Annotated in this window: 13 protein-coding genes; 3 read left to right on the forward strand and 10 right to left on the reverse strand. The window is 64.3% G+C overall.

Translation table 11 applies throughout. The features are described from left to right. Positions 1 to 128: 128 nt before the first annotated feature. Positions 129 to 803, reverse strand: a complete 675-nt coding sequence (gene narL / locus L6Q67_RS00845) for a two-component system response regulator NarL (RefSeq protein WP_296563802.1) — start codon at positions 801 to 803, stop codon at positions 129 to 131. Next, positions 800 to 2,710 carry a histidine kinase gene (locus L6Q67_RS00850; RefSeq protein WP_296563805.1) on the reverse strand — a complete coding sequence of 637 codons (1,911 nt, stop codon included), beginning with the start codon at positions 2,708 to 2,710 and terminating at the stop codon, positions 800 to 802. Before L6Q67_RS00850 ends, narL begins: the two co-directional genes overlap by 4 nt. A gap of 360 nt (positions 2,711 to 3,070) precedes the next feature. On the opposite strand from L6Q67_RS00850, the gene L6Q67_RS00855 reads away from it, so the two are divergent. Both L6Q67_RS00855 and L6Q67_RS00860 read left to right on the forward strand, forming a co-directional pair. Next, positions 3,071 to 3,883, forward strand: a complete 813-nt coding sequence (locus L6Q67_RS00855) for a Crp/Fnr family transcriptional regulator (protein WP_296563808.1) — start codon at positions 3,071 to 3,073, stop codon at positions 3,881 to 3,883. Positions 3,884 to 3,954: 71 nt separating this feature from the next. Continuing rightward, on the forward strand, positions 3,955 to 4,827 hold the full coding sequence (locus L6Q67_RS00860; protein ID WP_296563810.1) for a dienelactone hydrolase family protein: 873 nt from the start codon (positions 3,955 to 3,957) through the stop codon (positions 4,825 to 4,827). Positions 4,828 to 4,868: 41 nt separating this feature from the next. Here the strand turns inward: L6Q67_RS00860 and L6Q67_RS00865 are convergent, their stop codons facing one another. After that, positions 4,869 to 5,534, reverse strand: a complete 666-nt coding sequence (locus tag L6Q67_RS00865) for an HAD family phosphatase (RefSeq protein ID WP_296563813.1) — start codon at positions 5,532 to 5,534, stop codon at positions 4,869 to 4,871. A gap of 10 nt (positions 5,535 to 5,544) precedes the next feature. Then, entirely contained in the window at positions 5,545 to 6,225 is a 681-nt protein-coding gene (hda, locus tag L6Q67_RS00870) for a DnaA regulatory inactivator Hda (RefSeq protein WP_296563816.1), read from the reverse strand. Positions 6,226 to 6,430: 205 nt separating this feature from the next. Between hda and purM the strand changes: the two genes are divergently transcribed. Continuing rightward, positions 6,431 to 7,465: a phosphoribosylformylglycinamidine cyclo-ligase gene (purM, locus tag L6Q67_RS00875; RefSeq protein ID WP_296563820.1), complete on the forward strand. Its 1,035-nt coding sequence runs from the start codon at positions 6,431 to 6,433 to the stop codon at positions 7,463 to 7,465. Between the two features lie 184 nt (positions 7,466 to 7,649). On the opposite strand, the gene hflX is transcribed toward purM, so the two are convergent. From hflX to L6Q67_RS00905, 6 genes are all read right to left on the reverse strand, one after another. Next, complete coding sequence (gene hflX, locus L6Q67_RS00880; RefSeq protein WP_296563822.1) at positions 7,650 to 8,969, reverse strand: GTPase HflX; 1,320 nt, start codon at positions 8,967 to 8,969, stop codon at positions 7,650 to 7,652. 44 nt (positions 8,970 to 9,013) lie between these two features. Further along, positions 9,014 to 9,442 (reverse strand): DUF1841 family protein, encoded by a 429-nt coding sequence (locus L6Q67_RS00885; RefSeq protein WP_296563823.1) that lies wholly within the window; start codon positions 9,440 to 9,442, stop codon positions 9,014 to 9,016. A 132-nt stretch (positions 9,443 to 9,574) separates the two neighbouring features. After that, entirely contained in the window at positions 9,575 to 10,207 is a 633-nt protein-coding gene (gene nth / locus L6Q67_RS00890) for an endonuclease III (protein WP_296565176.1), read from the reverse strand. 8 nt (positions 10,208 to 10,215) lie between these two features. Further along, positions 10,216 to 10,929 carry an electron transport complex subunit E gene (locus L6Q67_RS00895; RefSeq protein ID WP_296563827.1) on the reverse strand — a complete coding sequence of 238 codons (714 nt, stop codon included), beginning with the start codon at positions 10,927 to 10,929 and terminating at the stop codon, positions 10,216 to 10,218. A 13-nt stretch (positions 10,930 to 10,942) separates the two neighbouring features. Next, positions 10,943 to 11,596 carry an RnfABCDGE type electron transport complex subunit G gene (locus tag L6Q67_RS00900; protein ID WP_296563828.1) on the reverse strand — a complete coding sequence of 218 codons (654 nt, stop codon included), beginning with the start codon at positions 11,594 to 11,596 and terminating at the stop codon, positions 10,943 to 10,945. A 6-nt stretch (positions 11,597 to 11,602) separates the two neighbouring features. Then, complete coding sequence (locus L6Q67_RS00905; protein WP_296563832.1) at positions 11,603 to 12,625, reverse strand: RnfABCDGE type electron transport complex subunit D; 1,023 nt, start codon at positions 12,623 to 12,625, stop codon at positions 11,603 to 11,605.

The following is a 12,625-nucleotide window of genomic DNA, read 5'->3' on the forward strand; positions in this document are numbered from 1 at the left end:
CGCCTTCCGATCGACTTTCCTTGGCGTCTGATACCTCAGCCGTCATCACAGCAGAAGCGCTGCCTATCCCGGTCTCTCGTTCGGGAGACCTTCCTAAAGTGTTGATATCGTTTCAGTAAGGTCCGGGCTCAGCGTGAGCCCGAATTGCTGTTGGGGCGAAGGTTCTGGTCAATGGCCCAGACGGCTGCCTCAAGGCGTGATCGGAACTTGAGTTTCTTTAGCAGGTTCTTGATATGGACCTTGACGGTCCCTTCGGCGATATTCAGATCGCGGGCGATCAGCTTGTTTGACAGGCCATTGGCGAGGCAGCCGAGAATATCGCGTTCCCTGTCGGTGAGAGGGGCGAGAGAGCGCTCGGCAGCCTGCGCTTCGTCCCGCAAGGACCTTGCGAGCAGGCCGTTCAGACTCTCGCTGATCACGATCCGGCCGCGCTGCGCTTCAACGATCCTTTCCAGCAGTTCCTCCGGCTCCATGTCCTTCAGCAAGTAGCCGTCAGCGCCCGCACGGATTGCCGCGACCAGATCGTCGGCTGCATCTGATACCGTCAGAATCAGGATTCTGGCGGCGAGATCTGCCTCACGCAGCGCGCGTAGGGTCTCGATGCCGTTCATCCCTTTCATGTTTAGATCCAGCAGGATCAGGTCAGGCTCCAGCCCTTTGGCCATTTCCAGACCTTCCTCTCCGCTGGACGCTTCGCCGATGAGATGCAACTCGTCGTTCAGGGCCAGCAACTGGGACACACCTTTGCGGAAGAGGGGGTGGTCGTCGATGATCAGTACGGAACTGGTGGAGGCAATGTTCACTGAGGGGTTCCTTGGTTGAGGGAAGGAGCGTCCTGGAGGACGGGTTGATTGGGAAAGGTGAATTCGACACGGGTCCCACCGCCGTTCCGCGGAAGAACCTTGAGATCGCCCTCCAGGTTTTGGGCACGGTCGCGCATGATCACGATCCCGTAGCGGTGCATGGGAGTGTTGTTTTCGTCGAAGCCGATGCCGTCGTCTTCTATGCTGACGGTGATCAGGTTGTCTTCGGCATTTCTGAGCGTGACTGAAACGTGTCTTGCGTGGGCATGGCGTTCGATGTTGGAGAGCGCTTCCCTGATGATCTGCAGGACGTGAATTTCCCGGTGAGGCGGTAGCTCAAGGCTGCTCAGATGATTCTCCAGCGTGATGTTCAGCCCGGTGCGCCGTCGAAAGTCCTGCACGGTGTCGTCGATGGCTGCCGGCAGGCCGCGCCCGTCGATGCGCAGGCGGAAGGTGGTCAGAAGTTCGCGGAGCTGGCGGTAGGCTTCGTTGAGTCCATCACGCAGTTCGCTCACGACTTCATTGACGGGTTCCGGGCGCGGGTGGGGGCCAAGAAGGCTCTGCAGGCGGGTGACCTGAATTTTCAGGTAGGAAAGGGACTGAGCCAGGGAGTCATGGAGTTCCCGGGCGATCACCGAGCGTTCGTCGAGGAGGGCCAGTCGGTGGCGTTCCTCATTCCGCTGGGTGGTCGCCAGGGCGCTGCCGATGTGCCGACCGACGGCTTCCAGGAGTTCGATCTGCCAGCTTTCGAGGCGCTTGCTGTCTGCCTGCTGAAGCAGCATGGCCCCGTGACTGCGCGTGCCGTCAAAGAGAGGTACCGAAATGTTCCATTCGCCGGGTACCGCGTCACGCACACCGATGGTGACCTGGGGAGGGCTGCCTTTCTCGCAACCGTGGCATTCCGAGCGGCATAGCTCCGTGTCCGGCATGGGGGCTGCCGGATCTGCCTGTACGACCACGCTCATGCCGTCGACCCGGGTGAGGCACAGGGTTCCGGCGCGGATGCCGATCACCTGCGCGACTTCCTGGAGAACCTGCTGCAGCGTGGTCTTGCTGACTGCACGCTCGGAGAGTGCCCGTATGGTCCGATAGAGAAGATTCAGGGATTGGTTGCTGCGGGCCAGCTCCTCGGTCTTTTCCATGACCCGGTTTTCCAGCTCGGCGTAGCTCCGTGACAGATCCTCAACCATGAAGTTGAAGGCCTCGCCGAGTTGTCCGAGTTCGTCGGGCTCGCGAATGGTGACCCGTTGGTTGAAATTGCCTGCCCGGACTACCTTTGCAAGGCCCAGAAGCTCGTCTAGGGGGTTCAGTACGTAGGTCCTGAGCTGGACTACCGCGGAGGCTCCGACGATCAAGAGCAGGGCCAGTGAAATGCCTTGTACGAGGCGCAGTGCCTGAAGTTTGGTCTCGAGCCCGTCTTCCACCAGGGCGACCAGCTGGTCGATATGCACCACCATCTGCGTTGTGTCGGCCTGGAGAGCGAGGCGGGCGTCGGCGTCGGGCCCTGCTTTCTGGACGGCGGGACGGAAGCGGGTGCGCCAGAATTCCCCTACGCTTTCGTAGGCTTGGCGCACGGGGTCGTCGGCGCCGAGGGGAATGATCCGCAGGAGGTCCGGATGGGCGTAGCGCGCCTCGAATTCGGCCATTGCCTTGGCCAGCCTGGGGTAGCGGGCATCCTTGGTGTCCAGTCCTACGGCCGACTGGACGGCGTAGGAGTGCATGCGCAGGGCGCCTGCCATGTTGATTGCACGGGCTTCCCCCGACGACAGCTCGACCACGGTGATCGAGGCGAGAATCGAAATTGCGGCCAGCGTGGCAATGGCGGCGATCCAGCCCCCAAGACGGATGACGACGGAGGGGCGTCCGTTACCGTGGGAGCTTTTCTGATGGATGGATGAGGCACTCAAGGCGTGATCTCCGGTTGCCCTGACGGGGTCTTATTTTGGGCCTGGTGCAGGGTGGAAGGGAATCCGTGCGCGCGTTCCGGGACGGAAAATGGGAGTAGGGCAATCCCGCTTGAAGCCGCGCCGCGAAGTTTGGGATCGTTTTTTTTGATTTGGAAAATCAATTTAAAAGCAGTGTGTTGTATGAATTTTTATGCAATTGGTTGATACCAAAAAAGAGGTATTTCCTGCATTTTCGACCCCTCCGGGAGCATGATCTAGGTCAAATCCAGATACCCGGACGACTCCTAGACTGCGCGGCATGTCAAAGGGCAGCCACTTAAATTCCGGGTTGTCCTGCACATGTACCAAGCGGGGAAAACCATGCATACCAGCCTAGATGACTTGTCCTTGATCCTCAGTGAGATCGCTCTGTTTCGCGCCTTGCCTGAGCATGTGATCAGCGATATCGCCCGCTCCGCGGAGGTTGTCAGCCTTGCCAAGGGCAAGGCGATCTATGCGGCGGGAGATCGGCCGCGTGCCCTGTACCACGTCATGTCCGGTCACCTCAAGGTTTCGGTGTCGTCTCAGGATGGTGGTGAAAAGGTGATCGAGATTCTGTCACCCCGGCAGCTTTTCGGGGTCGCCGAATTGTTTGGAGATGCGCCCTGTGTGTCCTCGGTGGAAACCGTGACCCCTGTGGTCATGCTATCAGTGGGGCGGGACAGCGTGCTGCGAGCCATCGAGCAGGAACCGGGTCTGTCCCGGCGCATGCTCAGCGCCATGGCACAGCGGCAGTCGTCCATCGAGAGGGACATCGCAGCGGACTGCTTCCAGTCGGGCACGGCCAAGGTCGTGGACTACCTCCTGCGTCTGGCGGGGCCGGGCATCGAGAAGGGGAGGGTGGTGGAGCTCGAACTCGAGATTCCCAAGCATGTGCTGGCGGCACGCATGGGTTTTACCCCGGAAACCCTGTCGCGCATCTTCCGTGAGCTCTCCGATGCCGGAATGATTCATGTGCACGGCAAGCATGTCACCCTGATGGAGGCCTTTGTCCGCACACACGCGGCCCGCCCGTCCCTTCGCCGTGAAGGCCCGGTTGGCATCTCCCGAGTACCGGCCTCCTCCCAGGGAAGCGCGTGGTTTTCACGCCAGGGGGTTGGACAAGCGGCAGCCTTCGGGGCCCGCGGCGCCTGAGCAAAGCCATATTCCGATGGCACGGTGCCTTGGAGTATCCTTCGCTCCTCGCCCAACCGACGGAGTGGCCCATGCTTGTCAAGGATTCCGATTTCGATAGTCTTGTACCGGGCTTGCCGCTGAGCCGTCGGACCTTCGTCGGCGCCTCCCTTGCGGCCGGTTTTGCACTGGCAGTGCGCCCGGCCCAGGGTCAGAGTGTCATCCAGACCGAAGCCAGCGGGCTCTCCACGGGCGACATCAGCATCAAGGCCGCCGACGGTGTGCCGCTCAGGGCCTATTGGGTCCAGCCCTCCGGCAAGGGGCCTTTTCCGACAGTGCTCGTGATTTCCGAAATCTTCGGCCTGCACGAGTACATTCGCGATACCTGCCGCCGGCTGGCCCGGCAGGGCTACCAGGCCATTGCGCCCAACCTCTTCCAGCGTCAGGGCGATCCTGCGAGCGTGGGAAGTGTGGCCGAGATCCTCTCGACGATAGTTAGCAAGGTACCCGATGCTCAGGTCATGAGTGATCTGGATGCCTGCGCCAGCTGGGCTGCGGCAAATGGCGGAGATCCGGCAAGGCTGGCGATCACCGGCTTTTGCTGGGGAGGGCGGATCACCTGGCTTTACGCCGCCCACAATCCGCAGTTGCGGGCCGCCGTCGCTTGGTACGGCAGGCTTACCGGTGTGGCAACCGGCACCTCGCCCAAGCATCCTGCCGATCTCGTCGGCCACATCAATACACCGGTGCTCGGTCTGTATGGCGGCAAGGACCAGGGGATTCCGGTGTCCGACGTGGAGGACATGCGCGAGGACATGGCCCGGGCCGGCAAGCGGGCCGAGTTCGTCATCTACCCCGAGGCGGGTCACGCCTTTCACGCCGACTATCGGCCCAGCTATCGGGCTGAGGATGCCATTGACGGCTGGGCCCGGATGCTGGCCTGGTTTCGGGACAAGGGCGTTTAGCTGGCCGATGCGTTTAGCCGGCCGACAGGCCGGAGGCGCGCTCAGCCGCGCAGACTGATCACCGGCCAGTTCCGGGACGTGGCGTGGGCGCGCAAGGTGTCGTCCGGGTCCACGGCGATCGGGTTGCTCACCTTGCCCAACAGGGGCAGGTCGTTGTGGGAGTCGCTGTAAAACCAGCTGCGTTCGAAGCTCGACCAGCACAGACCCAGGCCTTCCAGCCATGCTTCAACCCGCTCGATCTTGCCGTCCTTGAAGGCCGGTGTACCCCGGGGTTTGCCCGTGAAGGCGCCGCCTTCCTGGGCCGGGACCGTGGCGATCAGGTGGGGGATGCCGAAAGCCCGGGCAATCGGGTAGGTCACGAAACTGTTGGTGGCCGTGACAATGGCCACGATCGCCCCGGCCTCCAGGTGCCGGTTCACCAGCGCCCGGGACGCCTCCGTCATCATCGGTAGAATCCGGCTGGTCATGAACGCCTTGTGCCAGGCATCGAGTTGCTCCCGGCTGTGGCGGGCCAGGGGCTTGAGCTGGAAGTCCAGGAATTCGAAGATGTCCAGCGTGCCTGCCTTGTACTGGTCGAAGAAGGCCTGATTGCGCGCTTCATAGACTTCCTTGTCGAGGACGCCGCGGGAAATCAGGTATTGGGCCCACTCGAAGTCCGAGTCACCGGCGAGCAGGGTGTTGTCCAGGTCGAAGAGTACGAGTTCCATCTTGATCGCTTCAAAGGCTCAGGTCGCGCTGCAGGATTTCCCGCAGCAGGGGCAGGGTGATGGCGCGCTTGCGTTCCAGCGAAGCGGCATCGAGGGCATCCAGGGTGCGCAGCAGGCTGGTCAGGTCGCGGCGGCCGTGGCGCAGCAGGTATTGCACGATTTCCGGGTCGAGGCGCAGGCCGCGGGCTGCCGCCTGGGCGTCAAGAATGGCCAGGCGGTCATCGTCATTCAGGGCCTTGACCTCGAAGATCAGGCTCTGGCCGATGCGGGTGCGCAGATCTTCACGCAGATGCAGGTGGAGCGGCGCGGCGCAGCCACTGGTGATGAGGGTCATGCGCTGGCTGCGGGCCGAGTTGAAGGCCCGGAACAGGGCGATCTGGGCATCGGGGCCAAGGGCCTCCACGTCATCCACGGCCAGCATCAGGGCGGGCGCCTCGGGCAGGGTGTCCGTCACATCGGCGGCCCGCAGGTAGCAGGCCGGCCGGCCGGCCTGGGCGGCGGCGGTCACCACGCTACGCAGGAGGTGGCTGCGACCACTGCCGGCATCGCCCCACAGGAAGAGGTGCTGGGGCACATCCGCCACAGGAATGGCTTCGTAGAGGGCGGCGAGCAGGTCGGCGTTGGCCGCGGCAACGAAGTTTTCCAGCAGCGGCGGTGCGTCGGCGTGCAGATCGAGGGTGAGTTGCTTCACGAGGTAGTCTCGCCGTTCAACACCGTGCAAGGGCGGGCTGGCGACATTTCGGCTAAAATTCGGGTTTGTTTGCGCGGGGCAGGTGGGAAACACCCAGATGTCTGCAGCGCAAGGCCCGTTAATGTAGCCGGTCGCGGCGGGGCGCTCAACCCGATGAGTGCAATCCTCCTGCTCGCTGGTCGCTTCACAAGAGATCACAGAACCCATGAGCTCCCTTACTTATCGCGATGCCGGTGTGGATATCGACGCCGGCGATGCCCTGGTCGACCGTATCAAGCCCTTTGCCAAGCGCACCATGCGCCCGGAGGTGATGGGGGGGATCGGCGGCTTTGGCGCCCTGTTCGAGATCTCGAAGAAGTTCAAGGAGCCCGTGCTGGTTTCCGGCACCGATGGCGTGGGCACCAAGCTCAAGCTGGCCTTCCAGCTCAACAAGCACGACACCGTGGGCCAGGATCTGGTGGCCATGAGCGTCAATGATATCCTCGTTCAGGGGGCCGAGCCCCTGTTCTTCCTCGACTACTTTGCCTGCGGCAAGTTGCATGTGGATACCGCCGCCACCGTGATCCAGGGCATCGCCCAGGGCTGCGAGCTGTCCGGTTGCGCCCTGATCGGCGGCGAAACCGCCGAGATGCCCAGCATGTACCCGGATGGCGAATACGACCTGGCCGGCTTTGCGGTGGGCGCGGTCGAGAAGTCCCGGATCATCGACGGCTCCACCATTCGCCCGGGTGATGTGGTGCTGGGCCTCGCATCCAGCGGTGCCCACTCCAATGGTTACTCCCTGATCCGCAAGGTCATCGAGATTGCCAAGCCCAACCTCGAAGGCGACTTCCATGGCCGCAGCCTCAAGGACGTGATCATGGAGCCCACCCGCATCTACGTGAAGTCGATGCTGGCCCTGATGGAAAAGCGTGATGGCCTGGTCAAGGGCATGGCTCACATCACCGGTGGCGGCCTGCTCGAGAACGTGCCGCGTGTGCTGGCGGACAATCTCACCGCTGTCCTGAAGAAGGATGCCTGGGAGATGCCTTACCTGTTCCAGTGGCTCAAGCACGCCGGCAACGTGGACGCCCAGGAGATGTACCGGGTGTTCAACTGCGGTATCGGCATGGTCGTGATCGTGGCCAGTGAGGATGTGGATGCCGCCACCGAGCAGCTCCGCTCCACCGGGGAGACGGTGTACAACCTGGGCACCATCGAAGCACGGGCCGAAGGCCAGGCACAAACGGTGGTGATCTGATCCCCGGGCCCTGACAGGGGGCCTCTGCAGCAGATGAAAAAGCGGGCCTGCCAGGCCCGCTTTTTCATTGACGTCTGCACCTCTGACTGCCTTCCCCCGGCTTAAGGTAGCTGCCGCAGCAGCCCGGCGGGTTGTCCTGGCTGGACCGCCGATCCAGGCCCTGCAGCACGAGTGAGACTACTGCTTACTGCTGCTTGAGGCGATCGATCAGGTCCTGCACCACATCTTCCGCACCGCGCACCTTGAAGAGGGCGCCCTCTTCATCGGCGCGCTCTTCAAGCACCTGGCAGTTGGAGTAGATCTCGCCACGCAGCTGCTGGGCCGACCAGGGCAGGAAGAGCTCGGCTTCGACCAGATCCTGCTGGAAGAAGCCCAGAATGACCTCGCGGAGCCCGGCGACTTCATCCGGGCGGCGGGCGCTCATGACCACGCAGTCCGGGTAGCGGGCCCGCAGCGATGCTTCGCATTCGGCCTGGGCGGCGGCATCGCCGACGTGGTCGATCTTGTTGAAGACGCGGATGCGCGGCAGGGTATCGGCGCCGATCTCGGCCAGCACCACGTCGGTCACTTCGAGCTGACGTTCGAAGCCCGGGTCGCTGGCGTCGATGACGTGGAGCAGCAGTGACGCGTCGAGCGCTTCGTCGAGGGTGGATTTGAAGGATGCGACGAGGCCGTGGGGGAGGTTCTTGATGAAACCCACCGTATCGCTGACCAGCACCCGGGGCACGCCCTCGGGGTGCAGTACCCGCACGGTGGTGTCCAGCGTGGCGAAGAGCTTGTTGGCAACCAGCACCTCGCTGCCGGTGAGGGCCCGCATCAGGGTGGATTTGCCGGCGTTGGTGTAGCCGACCAGCGCCACCGTGGCGAGGCCCTGGCGCTCCTGGCGGCGGGCGCGCTGGGTTTTGCGCTCGACCTCCATGGCGTCGATCTCCTGCTGCAGCTCGGCGATGCGGTCGCGGATCTTGCGGCGGTCGAGTTCGGTATGGGATTCACCGGCACCCCGGCCGCCCACGCCGCTGCGCTGGCGTCCCTGGGGGCCGGCCAGCTTGGCCATCTCGCGCAGGCGCGGCGCCATGTAGCCGAGGCGGGCAATCTCCACCTGGGCCCGGGCCGCCCGGGAGCGGGCATTGCGATGGAAGATCTCGAGGATGACCATGGTGCGGTCCATCACCTCGCAGCCCACCTCGACTTCCAGATTGCGCGCTTGGGAGGGGGAGATCTCGTGGTCCACCAGGATGGCGTCGATCACGCCACCCCCGGGCAGGGCCTCGTGCTCGCCATTGACGTAGGTCTGGATCTCCTGGCGCTTGCCCACGCCCAGGTAGGCGTTGGCGTCGAAGCTGGCGCGCTTCTGGATGAAGGTGTGAACCACCTGCAGTCCGAGGGTCTTGGCGAGCTCCCGGAGTTCGGTCAGCGAGGCTTCGAACTCCAGGTCAGTGACGCTGGGCAATTGCACGGCCGCCACAACGGCGTACCTGGGTTGATCTTTGACTTCCATTTGCATGTGGGGGTGAGCGGATCGGGTGGGCAGGGGCGAAGTGTAGGCTTTCAGTGGCCGGCGCGCTTGCGTACGGCGTCCACATAGGCGCGGCCGTCCAGGGGGGCTTTGTCGCGCTGGGCCTTCCAGATGGTTTCGCCCAGGCATTCGAGTACGTCGTGGAGGGCTGCGTGGCGATCACCATGGCGGCCCTGGCAGGCTTCAAAGGCTTCCCGGATGCCGGGGGGCTGGTTGATGGAGAGCTGTTCCTCGATGGCCAGGTGCAGGGACAGATGCAGGAAGGGGTTGATCTGGCCGTCCTCGGGGCTGAAGTCCTTCATCACCGCCTCGGGGTCTTCGAGCAGCGCGTGATATTCCGGGTGATGAGCGACCAGATCGGCAGCGATGATCTCGAGCTGGGTCAGAACCTCGCGGTTCCGGTGCTTGGCCCAGGCGCTGACGAAGAACTGGCGGGCCTGGTCACGGGATGGGTCGAACATGGCGGGGATTTCCTTGGGGAGCTTGGGGTGATTCCGTGGGGTATCGGGTGGGGCATGCCGGCGTCGTGGGGCGCGTCGCGTTGTCCGCCGGCCCCAGGCTTGCAGGGGGCCGGGCAGCGCGCCTGTCACGGGTCAGTCGGTCTTGTCCCGGGACAGGCACAGGTCGCGGATGATGCACTCACCGCAACGGGGCTTGCGGGCCACGCACACGTAGCGGCCGTGCAGGATCAGCCAGTGGTGGGCGTCGCGCAGGTATTCCTTGGGGATGCGCCGGAGCAGGCGCTTTTCCACCTCCAGCACATCCTTGCCAGGGGCCAGGCCGGTGCGGTTGGCGAGGCGGAAGATGTGGGTGTCCACGGCCATCGTTGGCTCGCCGAAGATGGTGTTGAGCACCACGTTGGCAGTCTTGCGGCCGACGCCGGGCAGGGCTTCGAGGGCTTCCCGGTCGTTGGGGACTTCGCCGCCGTGCCGCTCAAGGAGCTGATGGGACAGGGCCAGGGTGTTCTTGGCCTTGTTGCGGAACAGGCCGATGGTCTTGATGTATTCGGCGATCCCGGCTTCGCCCAGGCTCACCATGGCTTCGGGGGTGGGCGCACTGGCGAACAGCTTGCGGGTGGCGATGTTGACGCCCTTGTCGGTGGCCTGGGCTGACAGCACGACGGCGACCAGCAGCTGGTAGGGCGAGGCATATTCCAGCTCCGTGGTCGGGGTGGGGTTGGCGTCCCTCAGGCGGCGGAAGGCTTCGGCTACCGCGGCCAGCTTCATGTCGGCCATCAGGCGGGGTCGGCCGAGGTCGCCGCTTCGGCAGGTGTTTTCGGACTCCTGGGGGCTGGCGGATTGGCGCGGGCACGGGCCTGTTTGCGGGCCTCGATCCAGTTACGGCCGGCGATCAGGAAGCCCAGGGCGATGAAGGCTCCCGGTGGCAGGATGGCGACGAGGAAGCCCGGGTAGTCGTCACCGAAGAGCGTCAGCCCCTGGATGCCGGGGAAGATCATCTCGATGCCCGAAAACAGGGTGCCGCTGCCGATTACCTCGCGCATGGCACCGAGCACGGTGAGCACCAGGGTCAGCCCGATGCCCATGGCGATGCCATCCACCGTGGCGCCGCCGGGCTCGTTCTTGGCGGCGAACGCCTCTACCCGGGCGAGCACGATGCAGTTGGTGACGATGAGCGGGATGAAGATGCCGAGCACCAGGTAGAGCTCGTGGAGATAGGCGTTGAAGGCGAGGTCTACCACGGTCACCAGGGCGGCGATGATCAGGATGAAGACCGGGATGCGGATCTCGTAGGGAATGAAATTGCGCAAGGCCGAGATGGTCAGGTTGGACAGGGCCATGACCAGGATGGTGGCGAGGCCGAGGCTGACGGCATTGACCACGTTGGAGCTGATGGCGAGGATGGGGCACAGGCCGAGGATCTGGACGACCCCCGTGTTCTGCTTCCAGATGCCGTTCCAGGCGATGTCCTTGTGGGCTTGAAAGTCCATGGCGGGTCTCCCTTCAGAGGGGGCCGCCGCTCTTGGCGGCGAACAGGCGGTTCTGGTTGTCGGCCGCAAAGCGGGCCGCGCGGGCCACGGCGTTGGTGACGGCGCGGGCGCTGATGGTGGCGCCGGTGTGGTAGGTAATCTGCCCGCCGTCCTTCCTTACCTTGCAGGCGGGCACGTCGGCAGCTTTCAGGTCGGCAAACTGGGTGATCCAGGGGGACTTCTTGTCCTTGTCCTTCTTCGGATCGATGTAGTCGCCAAGGCCCGGGGTCTCCCGGTGGCTGACCGCGCGCACGCCGGACACGCTGCCGTCGGCATTGATTGCGATGATCAGGTCGATGCGGCCACTGTAGCCGTCGGGGGCTGTGGCTTCGATGAGCAGGGCCGCCGCCTGGCCGGCCTTGCGGGCCCGGTATGCGCGGCCGCCTTCGTCGAGGCCGAGCTCGCGGGTGGGCCCGAGCTGCACGTAATCGTCCAGCAGCGCGTTGTCGTAGGCGGCGCCGGGCAGCACCTCGGCGATGAGCTTCATCTTTTCTTCGGTGGCCGAAGCCTGGATCTGCTCATGGGTGGCGTCGTAGGTAAACGCCATCATCGCCGTGAACACCACGGTGAAGGCCACCATCACCCCGCCGGTGCGGGCGGAAAGGCCGAGGGCAGTGGTTTCGCTCATGGGCCGTCAGTCCTTCTTGTGGCCGAAAACGGGTGCCTGGGTCTTCATGTCGATGATGGGCACGAGGATGTTCATCAGCAGGGTCGCGAAGGCGATGCCGTCGGGGTAGGCGCCGAAGACGCGGATCACGTAGGTGAGCACGGCTGCGCCGGCGGCAAACAGCAGTTTTCCCCGCGCCGTGGTGGCACCCGAGACAGGATCGGTCAGGATGAAGAAGGCTCCGAGCATGGCACCGCCAGAGGCCAGGTGGAAGAGCGGCGAGGCGAAGCCCTCGGGACGCAGGCCCCACAGCAGGCCGGCGGTGACGAAGAGGGCGCCGCAGAAGGCGGCCGGGATGTGCCAGGTGATGATGCGCCGCTGGATCAGCCACAGGCCGCCCAGAAGATAACCGAGGGCGACCCATTCACCGCCCGTGCCTCCCAGGGCGCCGAAAGCCGGTCCGTCCATGAGTTGGGAGGCGCGCAGGCCGTGGAGCTCGGACTCCGGGCTGGCGGCACTGCGCAGGGCGGTGCGCAAGGCATCGAGGGGGGTTGCGCCGGTGATGGCGTCCACCTGGCGGGCACCCCCGAAGATCAGGTCGAGCTGGGTCTTGAAATCCAGCTGCCCGGCGGCAGGCCACTGGGACATCAGCGCCGGGTAGGCCACGATCATCAGGCAGAAGGCGGCCATGGCCGGGTTGAAGGGGTTCTGGCCGAGACCGCCGTACAGTTGCTTGACGATGACCACGGCGAGCAGGGTGCCGGTGACGGTGAGCCACCAGGGGGCGATGGGCGGGAAGGTGAGGGCGATCAGCCACGCGGTGACGATGGCCGACAGGTCGGTGAGGAAGAGCGCCTTCGGCTTGCCGCGGATGGCGAGCATGGCGGCCTCGCCCGCAAGGGCGGCGGCACTGGCAATGGCCAGCTGGACCAGAATGCCCGCGCCGAAGAACCACACGTAGGCGACGATGCCGGGCACGAGGGCCAGCAGCACCTGGAGCATGACGCTCTGGACGCTGGCGGGTTTGCGGATGTAAGGCGAGTTGATCAT

The sequence above is a fragment of the Zoogloea sp. genome (genome assembly GCF_023150065.1).
Taxonomy (GTDB): Bacteria; Pseudomonadota; Gammaproteobacteria; order Burkholderiales; family Rhodocyclaceae; genus Zoogloea.